General features: G+C 52.8%; 16 protein-coding genes. 13 read left to right on the top strand and 3 right to left on the bottom strand.

Annotation, left to right across the window (positions count from 1 at the left end; genetic code table 11):
- The first annotated feature begins 25 nt into the window (after window positions 1-25).
- The 6 genes from hemW to dnaJ all read left to right on the top strand — a co-directional run bounded on the left by hemW (window position 26) and on the right by dnaJ (window position 6,886).
- Window positions 26-1,201, top strand: coding sequence for a radical SAM family heme chaperone HemW (gene hemW / locus MKZ15_RS16270; protein ID WP_193416577.1), 1,176 nt, complete (start codon window positions 26-28; stop codon window positions 1,199-1,201).
- 176 nt (window positions 1,202-1,377) lie between these two features.
- Window positions 1,378-1,845 (top strand): N-acetyltransferase, encoded by a 468-nt coding sequence (locus MKZ15_RS16265; protein ID WP_155605612.1) that lies wholly within the window; start codon window positions 1,378-1,380, stop codon window positions 1,843-1,845.
- 106 nt (window positions 1,846-1,951) lie between these two features.
- Window positions 1,952-2,980, top strand: coding sequence for a heat-inducible transcriptional repressor HrcA (hrcA, locus tag MKZ15_RS16260; RefSeq protein WP_155605611.1), 1,029 nt, complete (start codon window positions 1,952-1,954; stop codon window positions 2,978-2,980).
- A 106-nt stretch (window positions 2,981-3,086) separates the two neighbouring features.
- Window positions 3,087-3,653: a nucleotide exchange factor GrpE gene (gene grpE, locus MKZ15_RS16255; RefSeq protein ID WP_155605827.1), complete on the top strand. Its 567-nt coding sequence runs from the start codon at window positions 3,087-3,089 to the stop codon at window positions 3,651-3,653.
- A gap of 60 nt (window positions 3,654-3,713) precedes the next feature.
- Complete coding sequence (gene dnaK / locus MKZ15_RS16250; RefSeq protein ID WP_193416394.1) at window positions 3,714-5,555, top strand: molecular chaperone DnaK; 1,842 nt, start codon at window positions 3,714-3,716, stop codon at window positions 5,553-5,555.
- Window positions 5,556-5,761: 206 nt separating this feature from the next.
- Window positions 5,762-6,886 (top strand): molecular chaperone DnaJ, encoded by a 1,125-nt coding sequence (gene dnaJ / locus MKZ15_RS16245; RefSeq protein WP_193416393.1) that lies wholly within the window; start codon window positions 5,762-5,764, stop codon window positions 6,884-6,886.
- A gap of 55 nt (window positions 6,887-6,941) precedes the next feature.
- Here dnaJ and MKZ15_RS16240 read toward each other — a convergent pair whose 3' ends face one another.
- Window positions 6,942-7,223 (bottom strand): YxcD family protein, encoded by a 282-nt coding sequence (locus tag MKZ15_RS16240; protein WP_155605608.1) that lies wholly within the window; start codon window positions 7,221-7,223, stop codon window positions 6,942-6,944.
- A gap of 3 nt (window positions 7,224-7,226) precedes the next feature.
- Complete coding sequence (locus MKZ15_RS16235) at window positions 7,227-7,661, bottom strand: hypothetical protein (protein ID WP_193416392.1); 435 nt, start codon at window positions 7,659-7,661, stop codon at window positions 7,227-7,229.
- Window positions 7,662-7,865: 204 nt separating this feature from the next.
- Between MKZ15_RS16235 and MKZ15_RS16230 the strand changes: the two genes are divergently transcribed.
- From MKZ15_RS16230 to MKZ15_RS16200, 7 genes are all read left to right on the top strand, one after another.
- Entirely contained in the window at window positions 7,866-8,234 is a 369-nt protein-coding gene (locus tag MKZ15_RS16230) for a hypothetical protein (RefSeq protein ID WP_155605606.1), read from the top strand.
- A 38-nt stretch (window positions 8,235-8,272) separates the two neighbouring features.
- The gene (locus tag MKZ15_RS16225; RefSeq protein WP_155605605.1) at window positions 8,273-8,452 is read left to right on the top strand and encodes a YfhD family protein; all 180 of its coding nucleotides are present in this window, start codon (window positions 8,273-8,275) and stop codon (window positions 8,450-8,452) included.
- Between the two features lie 113 nt (window positions 8,453-8,565).
- Window positions 8,566-9,531 carry a 50S ribosomal protein L11 methyltransferase gene (prmA, locus tag MKZ15_RS16220; RefSeq protein WP_155605604.1) on the top strand — a complete coding sequence of 322 codons (966 nt, stop codon included), beginning with the start codon at window positions 8,566-8,568 and terminating at the stop codon, window positions 9,529-9,531.
- A 6-nt stretch (window positions 9,532-9,537) separates the two neighbouring features.
- On the top strand, window positions 9,538-10,221 hold the full coding sequence (locus tag MKZ15_RS16215) for a site-2 protease family protein (RefSeq protein ID WP_155605603.1): 684 nt from the start codon (window positions 9,538-9,540) through the stop codon (window positions 10,219-10,221).
- 85 nt (window positions 10,222-10,306) lie between these two features.
- Entirely contained in the window at window positions 10,307-11,071 is a 765-nt protein-coding gene (locus MKZ15_RS16210) for a 16S rRNA (uracil(1498)-N(3))-methyltransferase (RefSeq protein WP_155605602.1), read from the top strand.
- A 3-nt stretch (window positions 11,072-11,074) separates the two neighbouring features.
- Window positions 11,075-12,418, top strand: coding sequence for a tRNA (N(6)-L-threonylcarbamoyladenosine(37)-C(2))-methylthiotransferase MtaB (mtaB, locus tag MKZ15_RS16205; protein WP_339816925.1), 1,344 nt, complete (start codon window positions 11,075-11,077; stop codon window positions 12,416-12,418).
- Between the two features lie 436 nt (window positions 12,419-12,854).
- Complete coding sequence (locus tag MKZ15_RS16200; RefSeq protein WP_193416388.1) at window positions 12,855-13,292, top strand: NUDIX domain-containing protein; 438 nt, start codon at window positions 12,855-12,857, stop codon at window positions 13,290-13,292.
- Between the two features lie 154 nt (window positions 13,293-13,446).
- Here MKZ15_RS16200 and MKZ15_RS16195 read toward each other — a convergent pair whose 3' ends face one another.
- The gene (locus MKZ15_RS16195; RefSeq protein WP_193416387.1) at window positions 13,447-14,460 is read right to left on the bottom strand and encodes a Na/Pi symporter; all 1,014 of its coding nucleotides are present in this window, start codon (window positions 14,458-14,460) and stop codon (window positions 13,447-13,449) included.
- Between the last annotated feature and the right edge of the window lie 133 nt (window positions 14,461-14,593).

Genomic DNA, 14,593 nt, shown 5'->3' with positions numbered 1-14,593 from the left:
CCATAACCCGGCGGCGGGCAGCGATATGACGCACCTCGAACCATCCATCGCACCGCAAGCCGTATATATCCATATCCCGTTTTGCACGAACAAGTGCTTTTATTGCGATTTCAATTCCTACGTCCTGAAAGATCAGCCGGTGATGGACTATTTGCGCGCCTTGGACCGAGAAATGGAACGGACGGTTCAGCAGACCCCACCGGGTGAAATCCGCAGTATCTTTGTAGGCGGGGGCACGCCAACTGTACTCAATCCGCAAGAAATGGAGTTCTTCCTGGCATCGGTCAGACGCCATTTCCCCCATTGGTCCAGCGATATTGAATTTACGATGGAAGCCAACCCGGGAACGACAGATCGGGACAAAATGACGGTCATGAAAGACGGCGGCGTGAACCGGGTCAGCTTCGGCGTGCAGGCGTTCCAGAATGAACTGTTAAGCGGTATCGGCCGGATTCATAACACGGACGACGTTTACCGGAGCCTGGACAATGCGCGCGCCGTCGGACTTAACAATCTGTCCATCGACTTGATGTTCGGACTGCCGAATCAGACCGTTGAGATGCTGGATTATAGCGTTTCTCGGGCGCTGGAACTCGGGCTACCCCATTATTCCATCTATAGCCTGAAGGTCGAAGAGAACACGCTGTTCCATACGCTGTACCACAAAAATCAGCTTCCGCTCCCCAGTGAAGAGGAGGAGCTGAATATGTATCTCCTGCTGATGGAACGGATGGAGCAGGCCGGGTACAAACAGTACGAGATTAGCAACTTTGCGAAACCCGGCTTTGCCAGCCGGCATAATATTACTTATTGGAAGAACGAGGATTATTACGGCCTGGGTGCCGGCGCTCACGGTTATGTTGGCCGCAAGCGTCACGTCAATATCAAGGGTGTGAATCCTTACGTTGAAGCGGCGAAAGCAGGCCTTCCTCGCTTGGAGCAGTTTGGCGTGTCCCGGGAAGAGGCGATGGAGGATTTCGTGATGGTAGGCCTTCGCATGTTGGACGGCATCCGCAAGGCGGACTTCCGCAAGCAATTTGACGAAGAGCTGGATGACGTGTTTGCCCGGCCGCTCAACAAGATGCTTAGCGCCGGTTTGCTGGAGACCCATGAGGATGGAGAAGGCTACCGGTTAAGCAAGCAAGGCGTATTGTTCGGAAACGAGGTATTTGCCGAGTTTATCGGTGTTTTAACCGTATAGCAACCGATGAATCAAGCAGCTTGCACTTCATTTATGAAGTAGCTAAGCTGCTTTTTTGCGTTCCGCTGAATATACTTTGAACGTGACATGGCGGTGAAACATTTTCCTTGAAGTTTTATACCGCATAATGTATATTTATTCATATTATTTGATTTGTGATCGAGGGGGAAGACAGCATGCCAGCGGTTGCCGTGTGCAGACAGGCGAACTTAACGGACGTCGAGCCATTATATAAGATGATTGAGGGGTATGCCCAGCGAGGCATTATGCTGCCGCGTTCGCAGGCGGTGCTGGAGCGCCAGATCAAGGATTTCGTCGTCGCGGAAGTGGATGGCGAGGTTGTCGGCTGCGGATCGCTGTGCAAGCTGGGCGAGGAATTGGTCGAGATTCGTTCGCTTGGGATTGCCGAAGGCCATAAAGGCAAGGGGCTGGGTTCCATGCTCGTAGAGCAGTTGGTAGAAGAGGCGCGGAGACAAGCGATCCCAAAGGTGATGGCGCTCACGTATGAGGTTTCCTTTTTCGTGAAAAACGGATTTGCGGTTGTTAATAAAGAGATCTTTCCGGAGAAAGTGTGGACCGACTGCGTGAATTGCGCGAAGCAGCATTGCTGCGACGAAATCGCTGTTCTGAAGATACTGGACTGACTTGACAATCGTCAGGTCGGTTTGGTATTTTTGTATTAGTAATTAGCACTCTACGACATTGAGTGCTAACGAACCGAAAAATCGAGGTTACTCAGGAGGGATTGCCATGTTGACGGAACGCCAAAGAATGATTTTAACAGCTATCGTAGACGACTATATTCGCTCGGCGGAGCCTGTGGGATCCCGAAGCATTTCGAAGCGGGGCGATGTTGGATACAGTCCAGCGACGATCCGTAACGAAATGGCCGATTTGGAGGAACTCGGTTTTTTGGAGCAACCGCATACGTCGGCGGGCCGTATTCCTTCTCATAAGGGATACCGCTACTATGTGGATCATCTGACACCGTTGAATTTGCTAACGAATGATGAACTGACAACGTTAAAAGCGTTTTTCGCGGAGAAGCTGAACGCAACCGAACTAATGATTCAACATGCCGGGACCATTCTCTCCCAAATGACCAACTACACTTCCATCCTGCTTGGGCCGGAAGTTTTTCATACGTCTTTGCGGCATTTTCAACTCTTGCCGCTGAACGAGACGACGGCGGTTGCCATCGTCGTGACGAATACGGGACAAGTGGAGAACAAGACGATATCCGTTCCGGCTGGCTTGTCCGTTTCAGAGATGGAACGGGTGGTCAATCTGTTGAACCGCAAGCTGACCGGCGTGCCGATCTACAAGCTCAAGTCCGCCTTGTATAACGAGATCGGTCAAGAGATGCAGCGGCATATCGAGCATTTTGAAGAGTTGATGAAAGTGTTGGATCAAGCGCTTGACGCAGGCACGGAAGGCCAACGCCTCTTCTTGAGCGGGGCGACGAACATGCTGACCCAGCCGGAGTTCCGTGACGTAGACAAGGTGAAAGGCATCTTGGATTTACTGGAGGAGACGCCAACTTTGACGAGAATGATCTCTGCGGCGGCGGGTTCGGGGATTCAGGTGCGTATCGGTACCGAGAACGACCATGAAGCGTTCGCCAACTGCAGTCTCATCACGGCAACCTATCAACTGGAAGGTGAAGCGGTTGGAACTATTGGCATTTTGGGACCAACTCGGATGGAATACGCCAGGGTCATTCGGATATTGGAGATTTTATCGAGAGATTTGAGCAAATTTCTGACCCGGATGCCATAACATGCATGAATGATTCATCTAGCTGCATGTTAAGGAGGTGAGCATCTTGAAGGAATCGCAACCGATTCAAGATAACATCAATCATAATGTAGAGGAAGAAACGAACATGAACGATAACGTGCAAGAGGACCTGCAACAAACGCCGGAACCTGACGCGAGGCAGGAAGAGGTTGTCGATGAACCGCAGATTGCTGCTGAAGAGGTTACCGCAGATGCCGGCGCTTCCGCCGAATTGGAGAAGCTGCGCGCAGAGAGTGAGGATTACCAGCAGCGGCTGCTAAGAACGCAAGCCGATTTCGATAATTTCCGTCGCCGTACGGTTAAGGAGAAGGAAGAGTTAGGGAAATACGCCTCCGCCAAATTGATTACCGAGCTGTTGCCGGTGATTGATAACTTTGAACGAGCGCTTAGCTCATCCGGAGAGAGCACGGACGCCAATTCCTACATTAAGGGAGTGGAAATGATCTTCCGCCAGTTGGAAGGCGTGCTTAAGGCCGAAGGATTGATTCCGATGGAAGCGGAAGGACAACCGTTTAACCCTGAGTTCCATCAAGCCATCATGCAAGTGGAATCCGATGAGCATGAAGAGGGTATCGTCGTAGAAGTGGTACAGAAGGGTTATCTTTTGAAAGATAAGGTACTGCGTCCGGCGATGGTCAAAGTCAGCGGCTGAGATGATTGAACCTGCTTTGTAATTTAAGATGATTTAACCTATTAAGGAGGACATAACGTAATGAGTAAAGTAATCGGTATTGACTTAGGAACAACCAACTCCTGCGTAGCAGTGATGGAAGGCGGCGAAGCGGTCGTCATTCCTAACCCGGAAGGTGCGCGTACGACTCCATCCGTCGTAGGCTTTAAGAAGGACGGCGAACGGATCGTTGGGGAAACGGCAAAACGCCAAGCCATCACCAATCCGGATCGTACGATCATTTCGATTAAACGGCATATGGGTACAAACCATAAAGAATCGATCGACGGTAAAGATTTTACGCCTCAGGAAATTTCCGCAATCATTCTGCAGAAGCTGAAAGCCGATGCAGAAGCCTATTTGGGCCAAACCGTCACCCAAGCGGTGATCACGGTCCCGGCTTATTTTAACGACAGCCAACGTCAGGCAACCAAGGACGCCGGCAAAATCGCAGGTCTTGATGTGCTGCGGATCGTCAACGAACCAACAGCAGCAGCTCTGGCATACGGTCTGGAAAAAGCGGAAGATCAAACGATTCTCGTGTATGACCTTGGCGGCGGTACGTTTGACGTATCGATCCTTGAACTAGGCGACGGCTTCTTCGAAGTAAAAGCGACGAGCGGGGACAACCATCTCGGCGGCGATGACTTCGACCAGAAAATCATCGATTACCTGGTGGCTGAATTCAAGAAAGATCAAGGAATTGATTTGAGCAAAGATAAAGCGGCAGTGCAACGTTTGAAAGATGCGGCAGAGAAAGCGAAGAAGGAATTGTCCGGCGTATTGACCACAACAATCTCCCTGCCGTTTATCACCGTCGTTGACGGCGTGCCGCAGCACCTTGAGGTTAACCTGACTCGCGCGAAATTCGAAGAATTAACCGCGGATCTTGTAGAGCGTACGCTCGGCCCAACTCGCCGTGCCTTAAGCGATGCGGGGATGACGCCTGCGGATATCGATCGGATCGTTCTTGTCGGCGGTTCCACGCGGATTCCAGCCGTTCAGGAAGCAATTAAGAAATTGACCGGTAAAGAACCGCACAAAGGCGTGAACCCGGACGAAGTTGTTGCGCTTGGCGCAGCGGTGCAAGCCGGCGTGCTGACGGGCGATGTGAAAGACGTTGTACTGCTCGACGTTACTCCGCTTTCGCTCGGGATCGAAACGGCCGGTGGCGTATTTACGAAGATGATTGAACGGAACACAACGATTCCGACAAGCAAATCGCAAGTATTCTCCACTTATGCCGATAACCAGCCAAGCGTAGAAATCCACGTCCTGCAAGGGGAACGGGAGATGGCGGCTGGCAACAAAACACTGGGACGCTTCATGCTGGGTGACATTCCACTCGCGCCACGCGGCGTACCGCAAATCGAAGTTACCTTCGACATCGATGCGAACGGGATCGTAAACGTGTCGGCAACGGATAAAGGAACCGGCAAGAGCCAAAAAATCACGATCACTTCCTCCAGCGGCTTGAGCGATGAGGAAGTTGAGAAGATGATGAAGGACGCCGAGCTGCATGCCGAAGAAGACAAGAAACGCAAAGAGCTGGTTGAAGCGAAGAACAACGGCGACCAATTGATCTACAGCGTTGATAAGACGTTGAAAGAGCTGGGCGACAAAGTAGACGCAGCCGAAACCGACAAAGCTAATGCGGCCAAAGAAGAGCTGAAGAAAGCGCTGGAAAGCGACGATCTCGAGCAAATCAAAGCGGCTTCGGAGAAGCTGACCGAAATCGTTCAACAATTGTCCGTGAAGCTGTATGAGCAGGCTTCGCAAGCAGCTGGAGCAGAAGGCGCAGCCGAATCCGCTGGCGGTCAAACCCGCGATAACGTCGTGGACGCCGACTATGAAGTGGTTGACGAAGACAAGAAACAAAGCTAAGATGACTCACAGAGCAGTAGAGTCTTGGGAATAGACTTTGGCAACCAGGAAGGTCAAAGTGCGGGCTGCCTCCGCGCTTTGACTTTCCTTTTGCCGTGATCAAATAACGACTGGTAAATCAGGTTTTTGCTTTGTGATCTAACTATATGTCGGGTTAACTTCTCGATTTGCTTCGTGATCAAAAGACGACAGACGGGGGTGGAAGAATGGCAGAAAAACGCGATTACTACGAGGTGCTGGGCCTCGGTAAAACCGCATCCGACGAGGAAATCAAAAAAGCTTACCGCAAGCTGGCCCGGCAGTATCACCCGGACGTCAATAAAGCGGAGGATGCGGAAGCGAAATTTAAAGAAGTTAAAGAAGCGTATGACGTCCTGAGTGACTCAGGGAAACGTGCGCGTTATGACCAATACGGCCATGTTGATCCGAATCAGGGGATGGGCGGCGGCTTTTCCGGCGGGGATTTTGGCGGCTTTGGGGATATTTTCGATATGTTCTTCGGCGGCGGCGGCGGCGGTCGGCGTGATCCTAACGCTCCGCAACGCGGCAACGATTTGCAATACACGATGACGATCGAGTTCAAGGAAGCGGTGTTCGGCAAGGAAACGGACATCACAATTCCGCGCACCGAAAACTGCGACACCTGCTTTGGCACCGGGGCTAAACCTGGAACGAAGCCGGTTACTTGCTCCGTGTGCCACGGTACCGGCCAGCAGGAAGTCGTACAGAACACGCCGTTTGGCCGTATGGTTAATCGGCGGGCCTGCAGCAACTGCGGCGGCAAAGGGCAAATCATCAAGGAAAAATGTTCGACCTGTGCCGGCAGCGGTAAAGTGAAAAAACAGCGTAAAATTCATGTGCGCATTCCTGCCGGGGTTGACGATGGGGCACAACTGCGGATGTCTGGGGAAGGCGAAGGCGGTCTGCGCGGCGGTCCTGCCGGTGATCTGTACATCGTCATCCGCGTGAAAACGCATGATTTCTTCGAACGCGAGGGCGACGATATCTATTGCGAGGTTCCGTTAACGTTTGCCCAAGCTGCGCTTGGCGATGAGATCGAAATTCCGACGCTGACGGAGAAGGTGAAGCTGAAAATTCCGGCCGGGACGCAAACCGGAACCTATTTCCGCTTAAAAGGCAAAGGGGTTCCGCGCCTGCGCGGGATTGGCCAGGGAGATCAGCACGTGAAAGTGGTCATCGTGACGCCAAGCAAGCTGAGCGACGAGCAAAAGGAGCTTTTGCGCCAATTTGCTTCGCTGGACGGCGAACAGACACATGAGCATGAACAATCTTTCTTTGACCGAATGAAACGAGCATTTCGCGGGGATTGATCCCCAATGAAAAAGCGCGAACCGAGGACTCAACTCGGTTCGCGCCTTTTTTTTGCTATGGGCTTTGGATCTCCGCCATGATTTCTTCCTCCAACACCAGCCGGATATCTTCCCGGAATACTCGCATCCCATATTCCCGGTGAACGTACACCATGATCGCTTCCATGATGTTCGATTCAACGATATAACGGCTGCGGCCGTTAACCCAAACCTCGCCGGTATAACCGGTATCTTCATCCCAACTGAGTTCCACCGTCACATCGGTGGGGCGGACGCCCGTCCGTTCAGCGGTATGCAGGCAAATCGCGTTAATGATCTCGTCCATCCCGAGGATCATGGCTTAATGTCGGCCTCCGCCCCGGTAATCGTCGTGGCGCGGTTGCTTCTTAAACCGGCGGTATAAGGCCGTGACGGCAATAATAATGACATAGATGGCCAACAGGTTTACGGCTAACCCTAAGAGATTGCCAAAGAAGCCCATGTTGCCAAACAACCCACCGAACAGCAGACCGGCAAAACCGCCGATCATCATCCCGCGCATAAAGCTGCCGCCGCTGAAGAATCCCCGGTTCGTCGTCGGAGTCCCTGTCGTAGCTCCCGTCCGATTACCCGTCGTGTTCTGGTACTCGCTTTGTGCCGGTTTTTTCGGAGTTGGTTTATAGGTACGCGGACCGGATTTAAACCCTCCGCCGCGTCTTGCGTCGGCAAAGTCCGGGGCAGTGAAAGTGAAGAATACGGTAAAGGCCATCATGAGCAGCATCACTCTTTTTAACATGGTGCATGAACCCTCCTATGCAAGTAAGTATGTTCTGTTCCCTAGCAAGTAATACGGACAAATTCGTTCAACGTTTCAAATTTAAAATAAACAGGCCTGGAACAAAATTTGCATAAAGCCAAGGCCAAGATTACATCCTACGGAATAATGGGCTGTGCAGGGTGCAGCTTCATTGAAGCGTAAAACGAAAGGCAGGGAGGAAGAATGGCTGAAAAGAATGTTTTGGCCTATTTCAAAAGCCCGGAGGAAGCCGAGGGGGTAGCCCGCAAATTAAGTGCGCTGCGGGTGGAGGATATGTCGATCGACCGTTTCAGCCGTTATGCCGGCGAAGGTTACGATCCGATGAACCCGGTAACGGGAAGCATATCCAGCTTGGCGGCGGTGACCCAGGATGCGGCGATCACCAACCGTTCGGCGGGGATTCTCGCCGCAGCGGATCCGGCAGCGAGCGGACTCAGCCATGGGGGACAAGGCGGCCCAACCGGCCATGATATTCTGTTGACCGCCGTCGTCGATGAATCGATACACCATCAGGCGCTGCGTATTATCGAAGAAGCAGGCGGCTTGATTTAACAAATGGACATTTTGAACCTAAAGGAGATGAACCTCTGATGAGTCAAAATCAGGAGGATCGGCGAACAAAGCGAGTTTCCGCCAATGGAAAGAATCTGCCGATCGGACATAACAACGATGTAGAGTTTGCCGATGACTTAGCCGATCAGGAGGACTGGGAGGCACTGGAGCGCAGTGAACGAGCAGACGCTCGCCAGCAGGGACAATATAAGCTGTAACCGTAGTAGCAGGCGGGGGAGCCTTATCGAGGCTCCTCCGTTTTGCTTTGTCACGTTCTTTATTCTATAGTACAATAAAACTTATGCATGTTAGTCAAGGAGGAAATCATACGATGATTTGGAAAGAAATAACTATACATACGACAGAAGAAGCGGTGGAGATGGTATCCAACTTTCTGCATGAAGCGGGTGCAGGTGGGGTGACCATTGAAGAGCATGTCGATAACGATAAACCTCGCGATACTTCGCTGGGGCAATGGTTTGAAATTCCGCCCAACGACATTCCCGAAGGGGAAGCCAAAATCAGCGGGTATTTTCCGGAAGGACTGAATATCGATGAAGTCATCGCCGAAGTCCGGGCACGCATCGAGGAGCTTAAGAGTTATGAGATCGACCCCGGAGATGCGGTTATCACCGTGCGGGACGTAAGCGAAGACGATTGGGCTAACAACTGGAAGCAATATTTTAAGCCGCTGCGGGTGTCTGAGAAGCTGACGATCAAACCGACATGGGAGGATTATACGCCAGAGCCGGGCGAGGAGATCATTGAACTGGATCCCGGAATGGCGTTTGGCACGGGTACTCATCCAACGACGTCGTTATGCTTGCGTACGCTTGAGAGTATCGTCCAAGATGGCGACGAAGTAATTGATGTCGGTACAGGTTCAGGCATTCTAGCGATCGGGGCCTGCCGGCTTGGTGCCTCCAAAGTGTTGGCACTTGATCTGGATCCGGTGGCTGTATCCAGTGCAACGGAGAACACGCGACTGAACCGTCTGGAGAACCAAATCCAGGTGGTTGAAAGCGATCTGTTGTCCGTCCTTAAAGGCGAAGGCAGCGCCGAAGTTAAGGTCAAGCTGCCCGTACGGGTGGTCGTCGCCAATATTTTGGCTGAGATCATTTTGCTGTTTATCGAGGATGTATACCAAGCACTTGCGTCCGGCGGTTACTATATCGCATCGGGCATTTATAAGAACAAAGAACAAGCCGTACAAGAAGCGCTGATTGCCGCGGGTTTCGAATTGGAACGGACAGCCCGGGATGAGGATTGGGTAGCTTTTGTGGCGAGAAAGAGGTAACAGTATATGGAATGGTTAGACCGAATATTGAGGTTTCCGCTAGACCAGCTTCCCTTTTATTTGATCACCCTGGTGATCGCTTTTACGCTGCATGAATTTTCGCACGCTTATTTTGCCAATAAATTCGGTGATCCTACCGCCAAGCTGTTGGGACGCGTTACGTTGAATCCAGCTGTCCATTTCGATCTGCTGGGCATTATTCTGCTTCTCATCGCCGGCTTCGGGTGGGCCCGGCCCGTGCCGGTAAACCGTGATAACTTCAGCAAGCCGCGCATAATGGGCGTGATCGTATCAGTTGCGGGACCGCTCAGCAATTTGCTGTTGGGCGTCCTCGGGACCTTGGTTTACGTGATGCTGGCTCAGTTTGGCGTTCTGGATTCGATTACGAACGAGAAGCTGTTCCAGGCCGTATTGATATTCTTTAATCTGTTTACCGTCATGAACTTTTTCTTATTTTTATTCAACCTGATTCCTTTACCGCCGCTGGACGGCTATCGGATCCTGGAAGATGTGGTACCGCGTCGAATGTTGGGCAAACTGCAGCAATATGAACAGTGGTCGGTATTGATTTTCTTGGTGATCCTGATCGTTCCAGGAATGCAGCGTTATACGATCTCGCCGCTGTATAATGCGGCCGAGGCGATCTATTTTCAGTTCGCCCATTTGTTCCTTGCCATGTTCGGCGCGTAGGGTGGAAGAAGGACTGGAAACAGGGTTTCAAAAGTTGTATGATGTAGTTTGGCGATTTTGAACCATGAACGATGAGGATGATACTATGCAGCGTTATTTTGTGGAGCCCATGCAATTTGGCGATCGGGAAGTGACCATTGTCGGCGAGGATGCCCGCCATATCGGCAGGGTGATGCGTTCCAAGCCCGGCGATAAGCTGATCGTGAGCGACGGGGGTTCCCGTGAAGTCCTCGCGGAGATTACATTCATCGAGCCGCAGCAAGTAACTGCGACGATTATAGAGGAACTGGCGGGATCGGGAGAACCGTGGCTGCAGGTGACCGTGGCCCAGAGCTTGCCGAAAGGCGACAAGATGGAAACGGTGATCCAGAAGTGCACGGAGATTGGAGCCGCTTCGTTTCTTCCTTTTCTATCCGAACGCACGGTGGTGCAATACGATAGCAAGAAGGAAGAGAAACGGCTCGCCCGCTGGCAGAAAATCGCCAAAGAAGCCGCCGAGCAGGCGCATCGCAGCAAAATTCCGGTTGTCGAGCTTTCGGTCAAATGGGAAGAACTGCTAGCCGCGCTGCCGGGCTACGATCTGGTATGCTTGTGTTATGAGAAAGAAGATGGCAGACAGCTTCGGGACGTATTGAAGCCATTCGTCACCGAACTGACGCCTGATATGAAGGTCAATGTCGCCGTTGTAGTCGGACCCGAAGGCGGCTTTACCGAAGCTGAAGTACGGGAAGCCGAAGCCGCCGGTGCAGTATCCGTTGGTTTAGGCCGACGTATTCTACGTACCGAAACGGCTGCTATGGCCGCCCTAACTTGCATCATGTATGAATCCGGAGAAATGGGGGGGAATTGAGCGATGCCAACCGTCGCCTTTTACACCTTGGGCTGTAAAGTTAATTTCTATGATACCGAAGCCATTTGGCAGCTATTTAAAAACGAAGGCTACGAGCAGGTTGATTTCGAGCAATCGGCTGCTGACGTCTATTTAATTAATACCTGTACCGTTACGAACACCGGCGACAAGAAGAGCCGTCAAATTATTCGGCGTGCCGTGCGCCGCAATCCGGAAGCTATTGTAGCGGTGACCGGCTGTTACGCGCAGACATCGCCTGCGGAGATTTTGGACATCCCCGGCGTAGACTTGGTCATTGGGACGCAGGACCGGGACAAAATTATCCCTTACGTGAAGCAGCTTCAAGAGCAGCGCAAGCCGATTAATGCAGTTCGCAATATCATGAAAACGCGGGAGTTCGAAGAGCTGGACGTGCCGAATTTCGCCGATCATACCCGTGCGTTCCTGAAAATCCAGGAGGGCTGCAACAACTTCTGCACCTTCTGTATTATCCCATGGTCTCGTGGCTTGTCGCGCAGCCGTGACCCGCAAAGCGTTATCCAACAAGCGCGTCAGTTAGTCGCCGCAGGGTACAACGAGATCGTCCTGACGGGCATCCATACAGGCGGATACGGGGATGATCTCGAAAACTACCGTTTATCCGACTTGCTTTGGGATTTGGACAAAGTAGAAGGACTTGGGCGCATCCGGATCAGTTCGATCGAAGCAAGCCAAATCGACGAGCGTATGCTTGAGGTGTTGAAGAATTCCTCGAAAATGTGCCGCCACTTCCATATCCCGCTGCAAGCAGGCAGCAACGAAGTATTGAAGCGCATGAGAAGAAAGTACACCATCGAAGAGTTTGAGCATAAAATCAAAATGATCCGCGATTTCATGCCGGACGTTGCCATTACGACGGATATCATCGTTGGCTTCCCCGGGGAAACGGATGAGCTGTTCCGCGAGGGCTTCGAGGCAATCAAACGCATCGGCTTCTCCGAGATGCACGTGTTCCCTTATTCCAAGCGGAGCGGCACGCCGGCCGCGCGGATGGAGGACCAAGTCGACGAGGACGTGAAGCATGCCCGCGTGCATGAGTTGATCGAGTTGTCCGAGCAAATGCAACTCGCATATGCCGAGAAGTTCGTCGGCCAGGTGCTGGACGTCATCCCGGAGAGGGATGAGAAAGGCACCGCCGGGGACGGTTTTGTGACCGGCTTCAGCGATAACTACTTGCAAGTCCGCTTCCCGGGCACCCCGGACCTGACCGGCAAAATATGCCGCGTCAAGCTAACCCAAGCGGACGTCAACACCAGCGAAGGCCAATGGGTCCGCGTTCTAGACGAAGCCTCGCAAGCTCTAGCTTAATACTTGCGCCCGCCATCGGGCATGAGCCAAGGATTTCACCCCGACGGGGGTTGAAATCCTTGTTGTTACATAAGGGCGAATTGGAAGTATGAGTACGCTGCGCCTATAATTAACAAGTGACATGGAAGGTAACAAGCGCATTCCCGAAGGGAACAGCGGCAGGAGCGCCTCAGCCGATCTCACGTTCTCTAGGTTTAGCAGGTAACCCTGGAGCGCAAGAAGTAAGACGTACCCGAAGGGGGAAAAGCGTTCCATGAGCCAACGTCAAGCGCATTCCCGAAGGGAACAGCGGCAGGAGCGCCTCAGCCGATCCCACGTTCGTCCAGTTTGCGGGATCCCCAAGGGCAGCGAGCCCTTGGGGGCCCTCCCTTACGGTAAGGGAGGGTTTGGGAGGGTTGAGCCCCGGGTTGAGTTATTTTAAGGAGGTACAGCCAGAATGCCATTCAAAGAAATCTCTGCAGGAGGCGTCGTCTATCGCTTCCAAGACGGGCGGCTGCAAGTGCAGCTGATTACCGACCGTTACGGCAAAATATCGTTTCCGAAGGGGAAGAGAGAGCCGGGGGAAACCGTTGAGCAAACGGCGCTGCGCGAAATTTTGGAGGAAACCGGCATTGTGGGCCGGATTGATAGACTCATCGATATCATCGCTTATACTTACCATCATCCCAAACTTGGGAACGTCGATAAAGAAGTGCATTACTACCTGGTGGAGTGGCAAAGCGGGGCGCTCCAGCCTCAGCTTGAGGAGATCCGCAGCGTGTCCTGGTACGAGCCGCAGGAGGCTTGGCGTCAGCAGCGGAAAGCCGGTTACGACAACAATGACTTTATCTTGGAAAATGCGCTAAAGATGCTTGGCGTCGAGCCGCTAGGTTAGAAAGGTGGAGGATGACGGAAATAGTTGACTATGTGCAGTTATTTCTTCGGAATTCGCCCAAGACGCTGAAACAAACGCTAGAGTGCAGTTATTTTTTACGGTATTTGAGAAATGGAGGATATCGGCGAAAATAACTGCATTTTTGCACCTACTCCTACACCTTCGTATTCGGAAGAATACGGCCGGAGAGATGATCATCGGACCGATCCAGCCGGGACCAAATCGGTAAATAACAAAACGGCAGCGCGAGCAAAGAGCATGCGACATTAAAAATCGTTTGCGTATGGGCGATTTGCGCCGAGAGATCGCCGGTCAGCGAGGCTGCCATCCCTTGCAACAGCGGAACCAGCGGCAGGAACAACGCTGCCCCCAGCACGTTTAGCGTCACATGCGACCAGGCGACGAATCGGCCCGACCGGGTGCCGCCGATCGCGGCGATCACCGCGGTGACGCAGGTGCCAACGTTGGAGCCGATGACCATGGCGATTCCAAACTCCACCGGCAGGGCACCGCTGGCGGCAAGTCCCATCGTCATGGCGACGACCGCGGCACTGCTGTGAATGATCGCCGTCAGGACGGCGCCGGCGAAGGCGCCCCACAGCAGGCTGCCAGTGGCATGCTCCAACAGCCATGAGATTACGCCGCGTTCCTCCAGCGCCGGACCGATCGATTGCATGAAGCGAATCGCGATCATCACGAGGCTGAAGCCGGCCATAGCAAGGGCACCAAACTGCAAGGGTTGCAGCCAAGGCAAGCGGCGCTGAATATAGCCGGGCAGCATTTCGCCGCCAAGCACGGCGGCCGCCCACATCCCTAACGAAACGATGAGCATGGGAACGCCTAGCTTGGCTATATTAAGGGCAAGCAGTTCCGTGGTCAGGCAGGTTCCGATATTGCCTCCCAGGATGATCCCTAACGTTCGCGCGTAGGACAACAACCTAGCGTTAACGAGCCCGATTGTCATGACCGTAACGGCTGTGCTGCTCTGCAGAACGGCCGTGATCAGCGTACTCGACAGCAAGCCGGTCCAAGGCGTTCGCGTTGTCCGATGAAGAAAACCGATCAGCTTGGGGCCGGCCCAAGCATGCAGGGAAGCCTCCATGACCTTCATGCCAAACAGGAATAGGGCGAGCCCAAACGTCACCGGGAACAAGATGTCTTGAAACATATCGGCGATCCCCTTTCCCGAAAAATAAAAGGCTACATTCGTACAAGTTACATATATGACGGACGGACAACTTCCATGCTAGCAAAGCAGGCGCAGGTCCGAGCCGAAGAGGCGCCAAGAAGCATTGGCTTAC

The organism is Paenibacillus sp. FSL R7-0216 (genome assembly GCF_037969915.1).
In the GTDB taxonomy this organism is placed as follows: Bacteria; Bacillota; Bacilli; order Paenibacillales; family Paenibacillaceae; genus Fontibacillus; species Fontibacillus rhizolycopersici.
The sequence above is the reverse complement of the archived record's forward strand: the minus strand, read 5'-3'. Positions and strand labels throughout refer to the sequence as shown.